The sequence below is a fragment of the Algibacter miyuki genome, assembly GCF_030409805.1.
Lineage (GTDB): Bacteria > Bacteroidota > Bacteroidia > Flavobacteriales > Flavobacteriaceae > Algibacter > Algibacter miyuki.
The window spans coordinates 1-16,733 of record NZ_JAUFQP010000006.1 but is presented as its reverse complement, the minus strand read 5'-3'; the positions used below and the strand labels follow the sequence as shown (position 1 = coordinate 16,733).

The 16,733-nt window shown below is 37.1% G+C and carries 25 protein-coding genes and 1 pseudogene; 11 read left to right on the top strand and 15 right to left on the bottom strand.

Features of this window, described 5'->3' with window-relative positions; all coding sequences use genetic code 11:
- Positions 1 to 324: 324 nt before the first annotated feature.
- From QWY92_RS03025 to QWY92_RS02955, 15 genes are all read right to left on the bottom strand, one after another.
- Positions 325 to 471 carry a hypothetical protein gene (locus tag QWY92_RS03025; protein ID WP_290268445.1) on the bottom strand — a complete coding sequence of 49 codons (147 nt, stop codon included), beginning with the start codon at positions 469 to 471 and terminating at the stop codon, positions 325 to 327.
- The gene (locus QWY92_RS03020) at positions 452 to 586 is read right to left on the bottom strand and encodes a hypothetical protein (protein WP_290268444.1); all 135 of its coding nucleotides are present in this window, start codon (positions 584 to 586) and stop codon (positions 452 to 454) included. The genes QWY92_RS03025 and QWY92_RS03020 overlap by 20 nt, the downstream gene beginning before the upstream one ends.
- Before the next feature lie 32 nt (positions 587 to 618).
- Positions 619 to 858 (bottom strand): hypothetical protein, encoded by a 240-nt coding sequence (locus QWY92_RS03015; RefSeq protein ID WP_290268443.1) that lies wholly within the window; start codon positions 856 to 858, stop codon positions 619 to 621.
- Between the two features lie 330 nt (positions 859 to 1,188).
- On the bottom strand, positions 1,189 to 1,380 hold the full coding sequence (locus QWY92_RS03010; protein ID WP_290268442.1) for a hypothetical protein: 192 nt from the start codon (positions 1,378 to 1,380) through the stop codon (positions 1,189 to 1,191).
- A 26-nt stretch (positions 1,381 to 1,406) separates the two neighbouring features.
- On the bottom strand, positions 1,407 to 1,682 hold the full coding sequence (locus QWY92_RS03005; protein WP_290268441.1) for a phage tail-like protein: 276 nt from the start codon (positions 1,680 to 1,682) through the stop codon (positions 1,407 to 1,409).
- A gap of 36 nt (positions 1,683 to 1,718) precedes the next feature.
- Positions 1,719 to 2,465 carry a phage tail-like protein gene (locus QWY92_RS03000; RefSeq protein ID WP_290268440.1) on the bottom strand — a complete coding sequence of 249 codons (747 nt, stop codon included), beginning with the start codon at positions 2,463 to 2,465 and terminating at the stop codon, positions 1,719 to 1,721.
- Between the two features lie 114 nt (positions 2,466 to 2,579).
- Complete coding sequence (locus QWY92_RS02995; protein WP_290268439.1) at positions 2,580 to 2,966, bottom strand: hypothetical protein; 387 nt, start codon at positions 2,964 to 2,966, stop codon at positions 2,580 to 2,582.
- A gap of 4 nt (positions 2,967 to 2,970) precedes the next feature.
- Entirely contained in the window at positions 2,971 to 3,213 is a 243-nt protein-coding gene (locus QWY92_RS02990; RefSeq protein ID WP_290268438.1) for a phage tail-like protein, read from the bottom strand.
- 161 nt (positions 3,214 to 3,374) lie between these two features.
- Positions 3,375 to 3,938, bottom strand: coding sequence for a hypothetical protein (locus QWY92_RS02985; RefSeq protein WP_290268437.1), 564 nt, complete (start codon positions 3,936 to 3,938; stop codon positions 3,375 to 3,377).
- Positions 3,904 to 4,050 carry a hypothetical protein gene (locus QWY92_RS02980; RefSeq protein WP_290268436.1) on the bottom strand — a complete coding sequence of 49 codons (147 nt, stop codon included), beginning with the start codon at positions 4,048 to 4,050 and terminating at the stop codon, positions 3,904 to 3,906. Before QWY92_RS02980 ends, QWY92_RS02985 begins: the two co-directional genes overlap by 35 nt.
- Before the next feature lie 63 nt (positions 4,051 to 4,113).
- Entirely contained in the window at positions 4,114 to 4,452 is a 339-nt protein-coding gene (locus tag QWY92_RS02975) for a hypothetical protein (RefSeq protein ID WP_290268435.1), read from the bottom strand.
- A 23-nt stretch (positions 4,453 to 4,475) separates the two neighbouring features.
- Positions 4,476 to 4,952, bottom strand: coding sequence for a hypothetical protein (locus tag QWY92_RS02970; RefSeq protein WP_290268434.1), 477 nt, complete (start codon positions 4,950 to 4,952; stop codon positions 4,476 to 4,478).
- A 500-nt stretch (positions 4,953 to 5,452) separates the two neighbouring features.
- On the bottom strand, positions 5,453 to 5,764 hold the full coding sequence (locus QWY92_RS02965; protein WP_290268433.1) for a hypothetical protein: 312 nt from the start codon (positions 5,762 to 5,764) through the stop codon (positions 5,453 to 5,455).
- A 381-nt stretch (positions 5,765 to 6,145) separates the two neighbouring features.
- Positions 6,146 to 7,591, bottom strand: coding sequence for a beta strand repeat-containing protein (locus QWY92_RS02960; protein WP_290268432.1), 1,446 nt, complete (start codon positions 7,589 to 7,591; stop codon positions 6,146 to 6,148).
- A 136-nt stretch (positions 7,592 to 7,727) separates the two neighbouring features.
- The gene (locus QWY92_RS02955; protein ID WP_290268431.1) at positions 7,728 to 7,865 is read right to left on the bottom strand and encodes a hypothetical protein; all 138 of its coding nucleotides are present in this window, start codon (positions 7,863 to 7,865) and stop codon (positions 7,728 to 7,730) included.
- Between the two features lie 878 nt (positions 7,866 to 8,743).
- Between QWY92_RS02955 and QWY92_RS02950 the strand changes: the two genes are divergently transcribed.
- From QWY92_RS02950 to QWY92_RS02900, 11 genes and pseudogenes are all read left to right on the top strand, one after another.
- On the top strand, positions 8,744 to 12,208 hold the full coding sequence (locus QWY92_RS02950; RefSeq protein ID WP_290268430.1) for a beta strand repeat-containing protein: 3,465 nt from the start codon (positions 8,744 to 8,746) through the stop codon (positions 12,206 to 12,208).
- A 202-nt stretch (positions 12,209 to 12,410) separates the two neighbouring features.
- Positions 12,411 to 12,608 (top strand): hypothetical protein, encoded by a 198-nt coding sequence (locus QWY92_RS02945; protein ID WP_290268429.1) that lies wholly within the window; start codon positions 12,411 to 12,413, stop codon positions 12,606 to 12,608.
- 63 nt (positions 12,609 to 12,671) lie between these two features.
- Complete coding sequence (locus QWY92_RS02940; protein WP_290268428.1) at positions 12,672 to 13,325, top strand: hypothetical protein; 654 nt, start codon at positions 12,672 to 12,674, stop codon at positions 13,323 to 13,325.
- Between the two features lie 83 nt (positions 13,326 to 13,408).
- Complete coding sequence (locus QWY92_RS02935; protein WP_290268427.1) at positions 13,409 to 14,245, top strand: phage tail-like protein; 837 nt, start codon at positions 13,409 to 13,411, stop codon at positions 14,243 to 14,245.
- Between the two features lie 4 nt (positions 14,246 to 14,249).
- Positions 14,250 to 14,546: a phage tail-like protein gene (locus tag QWY92_RS02930; RefSeq protein ID WP_290268426.1), complete on the top strand. Its 297-nt coding sequence runs from the start codon at positions 14,250 to 14,252 to the stop codon at positions 14,544 to 14,546.
- Complete coding sequence (locus tag QWY92_RS02925; RefSeq protein WP_290268425.1) at positions 14,485 to 15,036, top strand: hypothetical protein; 552 nt, start codon at positions 14,485 to 14,487, stop codon at positions 15,034 to 15,036. The genes QWY92_RS02930 and QWY92_RS02925 overlap by 62 nt, the downstream gene beginning before the upstream one ends.
- Entirely contained in the window at positions 15,033 to 15,512 is a 480-nt protein-coding gene (locus QWY92_RS02920) for a phage tail-like protein (RefSeq protein WP_290268424.1), read from the top strand. The genes QWY92_RS02925 and QWY92_RS02920 overlap by 4 nt, the downstream gene beginning before the upstream one ends.
- A gap of 79 nt (positions 15,513 to 15,591) precedes the next feature.
- Positions 15,592 to 15,831, top strand: a complete 240-nt coding sequence (locus QWY92_RS02915) for a hypothetical protein (protein ID WP_290268423.1) — start codon at positions 15,592 to 15,594, stop codon at positions 15,829 to 15,831.
- A gap of 75 nt (positions 15,832 to 15,906) precedes the next feature.
- Positions 15,907 to 16,098, top strand: coding sequence for a hypothetical protein (locus QWY92_RS02910; protein ID WP_290268422.1), 192 nt, complete (start codon positions 15,907 to 15,909; stop codon positions 16,096 to 16,098).
- A gap of 32 nt (positions 16,099 to 16,130) precedes the next feature.
- A complete protein-coding gene (locus tag QWY92_RS02905) occupies positions 16,131 to 16,502 on the top strand; it encodes a hypothetical protein (protein ID WP_290268421.1) in 372 nt (123 codons plus the stop codon).
- A 12-nt stretch (positions 16,503 to 16,514) separates the two neighbouring features.
- Positions 16,515 to 16,733, top strand: a pseudogene (locus QWY92_RS02900) (hypothetical protein); the annotation flags it as partial.

Genomic DNA, 16,733 nt, shown 5'->3' with positions numbered 1-16,733 from the left:
GCGGTGGTTACGGTTTGGTTATCCATATCGATAACACCCGCCTTCATTCACCCACATATTGGTTGGTTCATCCAACGCACAATCGTCAGAGCCTCTTCTGCTGCTGCTGCTATAAAGTTTGCGGGTGTGGTTACATCACGCCATGATAATGTAATCAGTACATCATCCGTATTGGTCGATTCTTTTTCTATGGTCCAATATTCTTGATCATCAATAGCTTCTAAAGCGCCTGCGCGTAAATCGTGAGGGTAAAGTGGGTTTTGAGTTTTCGTAAAAGAACTTTTGATTTATAAAGACTTTCTGATTCCGAATTTGAGGTTCCTGCTAAACGGTAGTAACCACCATCTCCGATGGGATAGTGAAACTATTTAATCCCGTTTTATGAACACCTCCATCAACATGGCTCAAATCTGAAGTGTTGATGTGTCCTCCGGTTGCTGAAAAATTGATACTATCCTCCAAAATTATCATTGTCCACAACGCCTTGATAGAAGTCTGAGATACCACTGATATCTAAAGCTCCTAGAAGTTCAAAAGGCGCTGACACACTATTATTATCAAATAAGACGTCGTACAGGTAACTCACCTGTGAGCCGCTAAGCTCTTGGGGGGAAGCGCCTATAAACGCGTTAAGCCTGTGGTACCGTAGAAATCTACAATACCTTCATTATTAAAATGACTGTAGATATAAGCGTCGCCATCGTTATAAAACGTACCGCTTGTTTGGTTGTCAAAACGTTTTAACCGTTGAAAATACAGTCCCCTCACTAACGGTTTAAAACTCCCGTGTTGCTTGTTTGAGATACCATACTTACTGTAAAAAGAAGTAAAGTAATATGTAGTAATGTTTTTTTTCATTGTTATGTTTTAAATTATCTTTTTCCTATTACTCAAAAAACTTATAAAAGTTAACCGTAAGCCCAGCTTGATTTTGTTCTTGTTTCAACATTGGTTGTACGTCCTGTCCCATGCTTAAGTAACAGCTTTACCGTTTGGGGTGTATCAATTTTAAAAACAATGAGAAAATATAGCCTTGAACACTATAAATCCCTTTACCTGAAATTATAGTTGACGTTTTTAAATCTGTTAGCAGCCCATTCGAAGCATTCACAATTGCAGCTTCCATAACATAGAGATGACTAGTCCCTACCAAGTAATTAGAATTAGGGGCGGTAGGAGAAATACAATCTACAGAACATCGACCTTATACGTACCTGCCGGAAGTGAAATATTTTCTCCTGTTGGGTTTGCTATTCCCATGGTATTGATATATTTGGTTTCATTGGCTGCACTGAAACTAATATAATTATTAGCTGTGCCAGATGGTATTAACCTTTTAGACTCATCATTAGAACTTGTATATACTCCTGCAATTTGCAAATTTAAAATCTGATCTATTTCATTGTTTACAATAAACCGGTTCCAAGACGCGCCATCCCAATAGTATATCCACGTATAAACATACCACCTGTATTAAAAATAAGAGCACCTTCCTGCGGATTAGCAACAGGCGTTATGGCACTATTTAAATCGGTTAAAACATAAGAAGGCAAAAGCATTCCTTTATCATCACTATAGATCTCTAATTCTGCTGAAGGATCTGGTGTATTTGTATTAATACCCACCTGTGCATAGCTATTAAAAGCTAAAAAAGCGCATAGTATTGTTAATAAACTTCTCATTTTAATAAAGATTTTTCAGTTTGAATAAAGGCATCATTAATACTTTATAGCCCCCGTATAAGTTCCTCCTGTGCGACGCGCTAATTGAAAACTAACCGTTTCTGGAGAGGTCAGTGTAAAGGCAAACGTAAAGGATACTATATGAGATTTACTCCCTGATGTATTAGAACTTGAGTTACTATCAACAACACCACCTATTGCACTACTCCCATTAAATAGTTGGGCGGAGTAAAAATGAACGTGTGTTCTTCCGTTAACATTTCCAATGCTACCTGTGTTGGTTTCTGATGTTGTAATATTTAACTCCACATTTACAACATATTGTCCTTCTTGCAGGGTCATATTATTTCCAGATATTGCAATGAATCCTCCTGTATTATTAAACAATTGAGTAAACCCCGAAATAGTAGTAAAAGATGGCGCGGTTGGCAAAGTTAAAGTTGAAGTCGTTGTTTTATTAAAGACCGCATTTGATACTGAATTTTCTCTACTTGCGATTAAACTCCAAACACCATCTATAAAAATATAATAACCAGGCAATTGCGCATTACCACTATTATAAACAACTAAGCCTTCGGCTGGATTTAGAATAGGGTCTGTAATATTATCAAGTGCCTTCAACTCAACTCTTGGTGGAAGAAAAAATTTCCCATCAGGATTATTAGACATATCTAAAACAGCAGAAGCATGACCATTAACAAAGTTTGTTATCGTTTGAGCATTTGCAGTCATTACAACAAAAGAAACACTCAATATTAGCATTATTTTTATTTGAGTTTTCATTATTTTAATTTCGTTAATTTATAATATGAACCATCTGAAATAATCGTTACTCGATCGCGATGTGTAGAACCCAACCTTCTTCCTAAATATGTATAAATATCAAAAGAAGTTATTTCATCTCCTCTTTCTAGACTTGTTATAAAAGGTTACCCGATGTGTATTATTTAAAGGAGATACCACCGAACGTTCCACACGGTTCAATATATATCCTGATGTGCCACCTTCAGTAGTGTACGGAACATAAAAATCCATATAATACCCCATATTATAAAGACCTCCACCGATTGACTCCCCTCTACCTGAATCTGGTGCTGGAGCCGAAATTAAAAGCGAAGCCTCTAACGTGTAAATACCAGTACCTACATTTATCACGTTCAAGTTAGCCTCATCTAAACTTACCGATAATTGATCCATATTTCCAGAGTTGAGAATAGTATAGTTAGTGTTTACTGAACCAATAATTTCATCATCTCCAGCATCTGCATTGTTTAATACAGACATATTATTACCAGACAACCCTATCACTCTGCCGTTTTGGGCGTTTCTTTAAAAACAGTTGCTTATCCCAAGCACCATTACCTGAGTTAGTTTGAGCATTCCAATACACCAATGATTTTCTAATGGTTGCACTGTTATTAAATACTATTAAACCATCTTTAGGCGTTACACTAATTGGTGCTTTATTGGATAAATCGTTAACTGGCACACGTGGTGTAAGCAACCCTTTATCGGTAGATTCTATCTCCATACAGCATGATCATCAGGGTTAAAGTGCCAATCCCTACTTGAGAAAACAAGCATGTAGGAGAACACACTAATATTATGTAAAGTATAAATTTCATTTTTTGTTTTTTATTCATATTCAAGCTAAAACCTTTATTCTTAAAATAGTTTTCGGTTAAATATTTATTATATTTTTTGAACCGTTACATTAGATACATTTCCAGAACCGGTAGAACCACTCTCTGTTGCTAATAAACCACCGTTTCTATTTGGAGCTGCTATAAATCTAATTTGATACCCTACACTAGGTACCACAATCATAGTAGTATAACTAAGCAACTCCCCTATAGTAGAACCCGTATCAATTGCTGCATATCGGCTACCTCTTCCTAAATATGGTCCATCTGGCACAGGGCGAATCCCTAATAATAATTGGGTTTGATCAGTAACGTTAACAAAACTCCCTTGTAAGGTTATTAAATAATTCCCTACTTGATTAAATGTTAAAACACCTGTTGTAGTATCATAAGAATAAATTGGAGATGTAGTTAAAGGCGCAGAAAATATCATAGTAGATATCGTTGACTTAACTAAGCTCTGATTAGCCGCTAACCTCGCATGGAATAAAGTATATGCTCCGTGATCTAATGTTCTTAAAACGCCGTCTGCATCAGCAACTACCATTCTGTCTTGTCCTCCTATTCCTATATTTGTATTAATATCTCTTACCCTTACATCCCTTCCCTTCACCTACATCTAAAGATTCTGTTGGAGTATTTGTATTTATACCCGTTGTTTGCGCAATTACAGTAGTTTTAAATATAACAAGGAATAAGCCTAGTATAAAAATATTTTTTTTCATAAATAATTTTTTTGGTTATAAAAAGCTACTGACTTTCAGTAGCTTTTTATATTTAATAAATTATTATTCTACGTATTCAACTATCACATGATAGCTCCCTGCAGGATGTAATGTTGTTAATGATCCAGCTGTACCTAAGATTAACTGACCTGTACTTGAATTGTACTCAATAATATTAGTACTGATTGAATTCGTAGTTTGGTTTATCAATCTTACACCTAATAATTTAGCACCTGAAGGCACAACTCCTGACAAACTCACAATGTTAGTATTTGTTGACAATGTAACACTACCAACACGTTCGTAAACCGTACTATTGTCAATCCATTTTTTAAGTGTGTTTTGGGCAGCTGTTGCGCTATACACTGGATATACTTTTCTTACAGTACCATCTGCTTCCAACAGTCATAATTCCATCAACATTATCAAGATCTGCACCTGTTTGCGCTACTAAACCAGCAACTGCTAAAGTGTTTACTTGCACCTGTTGTAATTGTTGTTGGTTTAATTAAAGCACCTCCCAATTGAATTTTATTATCTGTTTTCGTCAAACCATTATCGGCTTCAATCTCTAAAGAAGATTGGTCAACCCATGTAGGAACTCCTGTACTGCTTGTTACTAATACTTGGTCATTACCCGCATTCGCAATGTCTTCTGGTGCAATTGTACCATTTTGAATATGCGTTGTTGTAATTGATTCTGTTCCTACTTTTAAACTTGCATCTATTAATGTTGCTCCGGCTCCACCAGTAACAACGATTGTTGTATCATCAGCTGTTAAATCTTTAGGATCTACAACGCCTGCAGGACCTTGAGGACCTTCTGCACCATCAGAAACTATAACTGTAGTTGTTCCATCTGTAATAGTTGATGTTCCATCTCCATTATCGGTTACTGTCACTGAAGTTCCGTTAATACCATCAATTCCGTTTGTTCCATCAACTCCATCTTTCCCATCAGAAACTATAATCGTAGTTGTTCCATCTGAAATAGTTGATGTTCCATCTCCGTTATCTGTTACCGTTACCGAAGTTCCGTTAACACCATCAATTCCGTTTGTTCCATCAACTCCATCTTTACCATCAGAAACTATAATCGTAGTTGTTCCATCTGAAATAGTTGATGTTCCATCTCCGTTATCTGTTACCGTTACTGAAGTTCCGTTAACACCATCAATTCCGTTTGTTCCATCAACTCCATCTTTACCATCAGAAACTATAATCGTAGTTGTTCCATCTGAAATAGTTGATGTTCCATCTCCGTTATCTGTTACCGTTACCGAAGTTCCGTTAACACCATCAATTCCGTTTGTTCCATCAACTCCATCTTTACCATCAGAAACTATAATCGTAGTTGTTCCATCTGAAATAGTTGATGTTCCATCTCCGTTATCTGTTACCGTTACTGAAGTTCCGTTAACACCATCAATTCCGTTTGTTCCATCAACTCCATCTTCCCATCAGAAACTATAATTGTAGTTGTTCCATCTGAAATAGTTGATGTTCCATCTCCGTTATCTGTTACCGTTACTGAAACTCCGTCAACTCCGTTTGTTCCGTCAACACCATCTTTACCATCAGAAACTATAACTGTAGTTGTTCCATCTGAAATAGTTGATGTTCCATCTCCATTATCCGTTACTGTTACTGAAGTTCCGTCAACGCCATCTGCTCCGTCTGCTCCTTTTGAAATAATAACATCAGTTGTTTCCATCACTAACTGTTACTGTACCATCTCCGTTATCGGTTACTGTTACTGAAGCTCCGTCAATACCATCAGTTCCGTTTGTTCCATCAACTCCATCTTTCCCGTCAGAAACTATAATTGTAGTTGTTCCATCTGAAATAGTTGATGTTCCATCTCCATTATCCGTTACTGTTACTGAAGTTCCGTCAACGCCATCAACACCATCTTTACCATCAGAAACTATAACTGTAGTTGTTCCATCTGAAATAGTTGATGTTCCATCTCCGTTATCCGTTACTGTTACTGAAGTTCCGTCAACGCCATCTGCTCCGTCTGCTCCTTTTGAAATAATAACATCAGTTGTTCCATCACTAACTGTTACTGTACCATCTCCATTATCCGTTACTGTTACTGAAGCTCCGTCAATACCATCAGTTCCGTTTGTTCCATCATCAACCCATCTTTACCATCAGAAACTACAACTGTAGTTGTTCCATCTGAAATAGTTGATGTTCCATCTCCATTATCGGTTACCGTTACTGAAGTCCCGTCAACGCCATCTGCTCCGTCTGCTCCTTTTGAAATAATAACATCAGTTGTTCCATCACTAACTGTTACTGTACCATCTCCATTATCCGTTACTGTTACTGAAGCTCCGTCAATACCATCAGTTCCGTTTGTTCCATCAACTCCATCTTTACCATCAGAAACTACAACTGTAGTTGTTCCATCTGAAATAGTTGATGTTCCATCTCCATTATCGGTTACCGTTACTGAAGTCCCGTCAACGCCATCTGCTCCGTCTGCTCCTTTTGAAATAATAACATCAGTTGTTCCATCACTAACTGTTACTGTACCATCTCCATTATCCGTTACTGTTACTGAAGCTCCGTCAATACCATCAGTTCCGTTTGTTCCATCAACTCCATCTTTACCATCAGAAACTATAATTGTAGTTGTTCCATCTGAAATAGTTGATGTTCCATCTCCATTATCCGTTACTGTTACTGAAGTTCCGTCAACGCCATCTGCTCCGTCTGCTCCTTTTGAAATAATAACATCAGTTGTTCCATCACTAACTGTTACTGTACCATCTCCATTATCCGTTACTGTTACTGAAGCTCCGTCAATACCATCAGTTCCGTTTGTTCCATCAACTCCATCTTTACCATCAGAAACTACAACTGTAGTTGTTCCATCTGAAATAGTTGATGTTCCATCTCCATTATCCGTTACTGTTACTGAAGTTCCGTCAACGCCATCTGCTCCGTCTGCTCCTTTTGAAATAATAACATCAGTTGTTCCATCACTAACTGTTACTGTACCATCTCCGTTATCGGTTACTGTTACTGAAGCTCCGTCAATACCATCAGTTCCGTTTGTTCCATCAACTCCATCTTTCCCGTCAGAAACTATAATTGTAGTTGTTCCATCTGAAATAGTTGATGTTCCATCTCCATTATCCGTTACTGTTACTGAAGTTCCGTCAACGCCATCTACTCCGTCTGCTCCTTTTGAAATAATAACATCAGTTGTTCCATCACTAACTGTTACTGTACCATCTCCGTTATCTGTTACTGTTACTGAAGCTCCGTCAATACCATCAGTTCCGTTTGTTCCATCAACTCCATCTTTCCCATCAGAAACTATAATTGTAGTTGTTCCATCTGAAATAGTTGATGTTCCATCTCCATTATCGGTTACTGTTACTGAAGTTCCGTCAACGCCATCAACACCATCTTTACCATCAGAAACTATAACTGTAGTTGTTCCATCTGAAATAGTTGATGTTCCATCTCCGTTATCCGTTACTGTTACTGAAGTTCCGTCTTGTCCGGCAGATCCCGACGCCATGTTTATAGTAACATCATTACCGTTTTCATTAGTATAAGTAATAGTTCCATCACCGTTATCTTTTAAAACAGTAACCGTTTCATTTAATGTTACAATGTTTTCGATGTATTCCTCAATCGTATTGAATGTTTCTCCATTAACAGTTACTGGTCCTTCGTTTACGATATTTTCCGAATTGATTTACAACGCTTCCTGGTACATCAACGATAGTTTCTGTGCCGTCTTCACTGGTGTAAGTGTATGTTCCATCAGTATTATCTACTAGAGTAGTCACCGTTTCATATGTTTGAACAATCTCTTCAAATGATATATTTTGAACTACATGTTTTCATCAACATAATAAAAATATCTCCATCATAGGATACATTACCACCAACTGTTGTGTTAGTCAATTAGTAACTAAATGTTCTAAAAACTTCTGTATTTGTAACAATGTCCTCGAATTATTGATAACATCAGCAGGAATCGATAGTTACAGCATGATCGCAGCCTTCATTAGTATTGTATAGGTACCATCATTGTTTTACAAGTTTTGTAATGGTCTCATTAAGCTTGAACAATCTCTTCAAATGCATATATTTTGAACTACATTGTTTTTCATCAACATAGTAAAAATATCACCATCGTAAGATACGTTTCTCCTACTGTGTGTTCGTTAGGTTTGTACTTAATGTTCTAAAACTTCTGTATTTTTAACAATTTCCTCGAAATTATTGATACATCGGCAGGAACATCAATACTTGTACAGCATCGCCAGCTGATTAGTATACATATACTAATGAAGCTGGCGATGCTGTAACTATTGATGTTCCTGCCGATGTTATCAATAATTTCGAGGACATTGTTACAAATACAGAAGTTTTAGAACATTTAGTTACAAACCTAACGAACACCACAGTAGGAGGAAACGTATCTTACGATGGAGATATTTTTACTTATGTTGATGAAAACAATGTAGTTCAAAATATATCATTTGAAGAGATTGTTCAAGCTAATGAGACCATTACAAAACTTGTAAATAACAATGATGGTACCTATACATATACTAATGAAGCTGGCGATGCTGTAACTATCGATGTTCCTGCTGATGTTATCAATAATTTCGAGGACATTGTTACAAATACAGAAGTTTTAGAACATTTAGTTACTAATTTGACTAACACAACAGTTGGTGGTAATGTATCCTATGATGGAGATATTTTTACTTATGTTGATGAAAACAATGTAGTTCAAAATATATCATTTGAAGAGATTGTTCAAACATATGAAACGGTGACTACTCTAGTAGATAATACTGATGGAACATACACTTACACCAGTGAAGACGGCACAGAAACTATCGTTGATGTACCAGGAAGCGTTGTAAATCAATTCGGAAATATCGTAAACGAAGGACCAGTAACTGTTAATGGAGAAACATTCAATACGATTGAGGAATACATCGAAAACATTGTAACATTAAATGAAACGGTTACTGTTTTAAAAGATAACGGTGATGGAACTATTACTTATACTAATGAAAACGGTAATGATGTTACTATAAACATGGCGTCGGGATCTGCCGGACAAGACGGAACTTCAGTAACAGTAACGGATAACGGAGATGGAACATCAACTATTTCAGATGGAACAACTACAGTTATAGTTTCTGATGGTAAAGATGGTGTTGATGGCGTTGACGGAACTTCAGTAACAGTAACCGATAATGGAGATGGAACATCAACTATTTCAGATGGAACAACTACAATTATAGTTTCTGATGGGAAAGATGGAGTTGATGGAACAAACGGAACTGATGGTATTGACGGAGCTTCAGTAACAGTAACAGATAACGGAGATGGTACAGTAACAGTTAGTGATGGAACAACTGATGTTATTATTTCAAAAGGAGCAGACGGAGTAGATGGCGTTGACGGAACTTCAGTAACAGTAACGGATAATGGAGATGGAACATCAACTATTTCAGATGGAACAACTACAATTATAGTTTCTGACGGGAAAGATGGAGTTGATGGAACAAACGGAACTGATGGTATTGACGGAGCTTCAGTAACAGTAACCGATAACGGAGATGGTACAGTAACAGTTAGTGATGGAACAACTGATGTTATTATTTCAAAAGGAGCAGACGGAGCAGATGGCGTTGACGGAACTTCAGTAACAGTAACGGATAATGGAGATGGAACATCAACTATTTCAGATGGAACAACTACAGTTGTAGTTTCTGATGGTAAAGATGGAGTTGATGGAACAAACGGAACTGATGGTATTGACGGAGCTTCAGTAACAGTAACGGATAATGGAGATGGTACAGTAACAGTTAGTGATGGAACAACTGATGTTATTATTTCAAAAGGAGCAGACGGAGCAGATGGCGTTGACGGAACTTCAGTAACAGTAACGGATAATGGAGATGGAACATCAACTATTTCAGATGGAACAACTACAATTATAGTTTCTGATGGTAAAGATGGAGTTGATGGAACAAACGGAACTGATGGTATTGACGGAGCTTCAGTAACAGTAACGGATAATGGAGATGGTACAGTAACAGTTAGTGATGGAACAACTGATGTTATTATTTCAAAAGGAGCAGACGGAGCAGATGGCGTTGACGGGACTTCAGTAACGGTAACCGATAATGGAGATGGAACATCAACTATTTCAGATGGAACAACTACAGTTGTAGTTTCTGATGGTAAAGATGGAGTTGATGGAACAAACGGAACTGATGGTATTGACGGAGCTTCAGTAACAGTAACGGATAATGGAGATGGTACAGTAACAGTTAGTGATGGAACAACTGATGTTATTATTTCAAAAGGAGCAGACGGAGCAGATGGCGTTGACGGGACTTCAGTAACGGTAACCGATAATGGAGATGGAACATCAACTATTTCAGATGGAACAACTACAGTTGTAGTTTCTGATGGTAAAGATGGAGTTGATGGAACAAACGGAACTGATGGTATTGACGGAGCTTCAGTAACAGTAACGGATAATGGAGATGGTACAGTAACAGTTAGTGATGGAACAACTGATGTTATTATTTCAAAAGGAGCAGACGGAGCAGATGGCGTTGACGGAACTTCAGTAACAGTAACGGATAACGGAGATGGAACATCAACTATTTCAGATGGAACAACTACAGTTATAGTTTCTGATGGTAAAGATGGTGTTGATGGCGTTGACGGAACTTCAGTAACAGTAACGGATAATGGAGATGGAACATCAACTATTTCAGATGGAACAACTACAATTATAGTTTCTGACGGGAAAGATGGAGTTGATGGAACAAACGGAACTGATGGTATTGACGGAGCTTCAGTAACAGTAACCGATAACGGAGATGGTACAGTAACAGTTAGTGATGGAACAACTGATGTTATTATTTCAAAAGGAGCAGACGGAGCAGATGGCGTTGACGGAACTTCAGTAACAGTAACGGATAATGGAGATGGAACATCAACTATTTCAGATGGAACAACTACAGTTATAGTTTCTGATGGTAAAGATGGTGTTGACGGAACAAACGGAGTTGACGGAGTTTCAGTAACGGTAACAGATAACGGAGATGGAACATCAACTATTTCAGATGGAACAACTACAATTATAGTTTCTGATGGGAAAGATGGAGTTGATGGAACAAACGGAATTGATGGTGTTAACGGAACTTCAGTAACGGTAACAGATAACGGAGATGGAACATCAACTATTTCAGATGGAACAACTACGATTATAGTTTCTGATGGTAAAGATGGAGTTGATGGAACAAACGGAATTGATGGTGTTAACGGAACTTCGGTAACGGTAACAGATAACGGAGATGGAACATCAACTATTTCAGATGGAACAACTACGATTATAGTTTCTGATGGTAAAGATGGAGTTGATGGAACAAACGGAATTGATGGTGTTAACGGAACTTCAGTAACGGTAACAGATAACGGAGATGGAACATCAACTATTTCAGATGGAACAACTACGATTATAGTTTCTGATGGTAAAGATGGAGTTGATGGAACAAACGGAATTGATGGTGTTAACGGAACTTCGGTAACGGTAACAGATAACGGAGATGGAACATCAACTATTTCAGATGGAACAACTACGATTATAGTTTCTGATGGGAAAGATGGAGTTGATGGAACAAACGGAATTGATGGTATTAACGGAACTTCAGTGACAGTAACCGATAATGGAGATGGAACATCAACTATTACAGATGGAACAACTACAGTTATAGTTTCTGATGGTGCAGAAGGTCCTCAAGGTCCTGCAGGCGTTGTAGATCCTAAAGATTTAACAGCTGATGATACAACAATCGTTGTTACTGGTGGAGCCGGAGCAACATTAATAGATGCAAGTTTAAAAGTAGGAACAGAATCAATTACAACAACGCATATTCAAAATGGTACAATTGCACCAGAAGACATTGCGAATGCGGGTAATGACCAAGTATTAGTAACAAGCAGTACAGGAGTTCCTACATGGGTTGACCAATCTTCTTTAGAGATTGAAGCCGATAATGGTTTGACGAAAACAGATAATAAAATTCAATTGGGAGGTGCTTTAATTAAACCACAACAATTACAACAGGTGCAAGTAACACTTTAGCAGTTGCTGGTTTAGTAGCGCAAACAGGTGCAGATCTTGATAATGTTGATGGAATTATGACTGTTGAAGCAGATGGTACTGTAAGAAAAGTATATCCAGTGTATAGCGCAACAGCTGCCCAAACACACTTAAAAAATGGATTGACAATAGTACGGTTTACGAACGTGTTGGTAGTGTTACATTGTCAACAAATACTAACATTGTGAGTTTGTCAGGAGTTGTGCCTTCAGGTGCTAAATTATTAGGTGTAAGATTGATAAACCAAACTACGAATTCAATCAGTACTAATATTATTGAGTACAATTCAAGTACAGGTCAGTTAATCTTAGGTACAGCTGGATCATTAACAACATTACATCCTGCAGGGAGCTATCATGTGATAGTTGAATACGTAGAATAATAATTTATTAAATATAAAAAGCTACTGAAAGTCAGTAGCTTTTTATAACCAAAAAAATTATTTATGAAAAAAAATATTTTTATACTAGGCTTATTCCTTGTTATATTTAAAACTACTGTAATTGCGCAAACAACGGGTATAAATACAAATACTCCAACAGAATCTTTAGATGTAGGTGAAGGGAATGTAAGGGTAAGAGATATTAATACAAATATAGGAATAGGAGGACAAGACAGAATGGTAGTTGCTGATGCAGACGGCGTTTTAAGAACATTAGATCACGGAGCATATACTTTATTCCATGCGAGGTTAGCGGCTAATCAGAGCTTAGTTAAGTCAACGATATCTACTATGATATTTTCTGCGCCTTTAACTACATCTCCAATTTATTCTTATGATACTACAACAGGTGTTTTAACATTTAATCAAGTAGGGAATTATTTAATAACCTTACAAGGGAGTTTTGTTAACGTTACTGATCAAACCCAATTATTATTAGGGATTCGCCCTGTGCCAGATGGACCATATTTAGGAAGAGGTAGCCGATATGCAGCAATTGATACGGGTTCTACTATAGGGGAGTTGCTTAGTTATACTACTATGATTGTGGTACCTAGTGTAGGGTATCAAATTAGATTTATAGCAGCTCCAAATAGAAACGGTGGTTTATTAGCAACAGAGAGTGGTTCTACCGTTCTGGAAATGTATCTAATGTAACGGTTCAAAAAATATAATAAATATTTAACCGAAACTATTTTAAGAATAAAGGTTTTAGCTTGAATATGAATAAAAAACAAAAAATGAAATTTATACTTTACATAATATTAGTGTGTTCTCCTACATGCTTGTTTTCTCAAGTAGGGATTGGCACTTTAACCCCTGATGATCATGCTGTATTGGAGATAGAATCTACCGATAAAGGGTTGCTTACACCACGTGTGCCAGTTAACGATTTATCCAATAAAGCACCAATTAGTGTAACGCCTAAAGATGGTTTAATAGTATTTAATAACAGTGCAACCATTAGAAAATCATTGGTGTATTGGAATGCTCAAACTAACTCAGGTAATGGTGCTTGGGATAAGCAACTGTTTTTTAAAGAAACGCCCAAAACGGCAGTGATAGGGTTGTCTGGTAATAATATGTCTGTATTAAACAATGCAGATGCTGGAGATGATGAAATTATTGGTTCAGTAAACACTAACTATACTATTCTCAACTCTGGAAATATGGATCAATTATCGGTAAGTTTAGATGAGGCTAACTTGAACGTGATAAATGTAGGTACTGGTATTTACACGTTAGAGGCTTCGCTTTTAATTTCGGCTCCAGCACCAGATTCAGGTAGAGGGGAGTCAATCGGTGGAGGTCTTTATAATATGGGGTATTATATGGATTTTTATGTTCCGTACACTACTGAAGGTGGCACATCAGGATATATATTGAACCGTGTGGAACGTTCGGTGGTATCTCCTTTAAATAATACACATCGGGTAACCTTTATAACAAGTCTAGAAAGAGGAGATGAAATAACTTCTTTTGATATTTATACATATTTAGGAAGAAGGTTGGGTTCTACACATCGCGATCGAGTAACGATTATTTCAGATGGTTCATATTATAAATTACGAAATTAAAATAATGAAAACTCAAATAAAAATAATGCTAATATTGAGTGTTTCTTTTGTTGTAATGACTGCAAATGCTCAAACGATAACAAACTTTGTTAATGGTCATGCTTCTGCTGTTTTAGATATGTCTAATAATCCTGATGGGAAATTTTTTCTTCCACCAAGAGTTGAGTTGAAGGCACTTGATAATATTACAGACCCTATTCTAAATCCAGCCGAAGGCTTAGTTGTTTATAATAGTGGTAATGCGCAATTGCCTGGTTATTATATTTTTTATAGATGGTGTTTGGAGTTTAATCGCAAGTAGAGAAAATTCAGTATCAAATGCGGTCTTTAATAAAACAACGACTTCAACTTTAACTTTGCCAACCGCGCCATCTTTTACTACTATTTCGGGGTTTACTCAATTGTTTAATAATACAGGAGGATTCATTGCAATATCTGGAAATAATATGACCCTGCAAGAAGGACAATATGTTGTAAATGTGGAGTTAAATATTACAACATCAGAAACCAACACAGGTAGCATTGGAAATGTTAACGGAAGAACACACGTTCATTTTTACTCCGCCCAACTATTTAATGGGAGTAGTGCAATAGGTGGTGTTGTTGATAGTAACTCAAGTTCTAATACATCAGGGAGTAAATCTCATATAGTATCCTTTACGTTTGCCTTTACACTGACCTCTCCAGAAACGGTTAGTTTTCAATTAGCGCGTCGCACAGGAGGAACTTATACGGGGGCTATAAGTATTAATGATGCCTTTATTCAAACTGAAAAATCTTTATTAAAATGAGAAGTTTATTAACAATACTATGCGCTTTTTTAGCTTTTAATAGCTATGCACAGGTGGGTATTAATACAAATACACCAGATCCTTCAGCAGAATTAGAGATCTATAGTGATGATAAAGGAATGCTTTTGCCTTCTTATGTTTTAACCGATTTAAATAGTGCCATAACGCCTGTTGCTAATCCGCAGGAAGGTGCTCTTATTTTTAATACAGGTGGTATGTTTATACGTGGTATATACTATTGGGATGGCGCGTCTTGGAACCGGTTTATTGTAAACAATGAAATAGATCAGATTTTAAATTTGCAAATTGCAGGAGTATATACAAGTTCTAATGATGAGTCTAAAAGGTTAATACCATCTGGCACAGCTAATAATTATATTAGTTTCAGTGCAGCCAATGAAACCAAATATATCAATACCATGGGAATAGCAAACCCAACAGGAGAAAAATATTTCACTTCCGGCAGGTACGTATAAGGTCGATGTTTCTGTAGATTGTATTTCTCCTACCGCCCCTAATTCTAATTACTTGGTAGGGACTAGTCATCTCTATGTTATGGAAGCTGCAATTGTGAATGCTTCGAATGGGCTGCTAACAGATTTAAAAACGTCAACTATAATTTCAGGTAAAGGGATTTATAGTGTTCAAGGCTATATTTTCTCATTTGTTTTTAAAATTGATACACCCCAAACGGTAAAGCTGTTACTTAAGCATGGGACAGGACGTACAACCAATGTTGAAACAAGAACAAATCAAGCTGGGCTTACGGTTAACTTTTATAAGTTTTTTGAGTAATAGGAAAAAGATAATTTAAAACATAACAATGAAAAAACATTACTACATATTACTTTACTTCTTTTTACAGTAAGTATGGTATCTCAAACAAGCAACACGGGAGTTTTAACCGTTAGTGAGGGGACTGTATTTTCAACGGTAAAACGTTTTGACAACCAAACAAGCGGTACGTTTTATAACGATGGCGACGCTTATATCTACAGTCATTTTAATAATGAAGGTATTGTAGATTTCTACGGTACCACAGGCTTAACGCGTTTTATATAGGCGCTTCCCCCCAAGAGCTTAGCGGCTCACAGGTGAGTTACCTGTACGACGTCTTATTTGATAATAATAGTGTGTCAGCGCCTTTTGAACTTCTAGGAGCTTTAGATATCAGTGGTATCTCAGACTTCTATCAAGGCGTTGTGGACAATGATAATTTTGGAGGAAGTATCAATTTTTCAGCAACCGGAGGACACATCAACACTTCAGATTTGAGCCATGTTGATGGAGGTGTTCATAAAACGGGATTAAATAGTTTCACTTATCCCATCGGAGATGGTGGTTACTACCGTTTAGCAGGAACCTCAAATTCGGATCAGAAAGTCTTTATAAATCAAAGTTCTTTTACGAAAACTCAACCCACTTTACCCTCACGATTTACGCGCAGGCGCTTTAGAAGCTATTGATGATCAAGAATATTGGACCATAGAAAAAGAATCGACCATACGGATGATGTACTGATTACATTATCATGGCGTGATGTAACCACACCCGCAAACTTTATAGCAGCAGCAGCAGAAGAGGCTCTGACGATTGTGCGTTGGGATGAACCAACCAATATGTGGGTGAATGAAGGCGGTGTTATCGATATGGATAACCAAACCGTAACCACCGCTGTAAGTGGTTATGGGGTATTT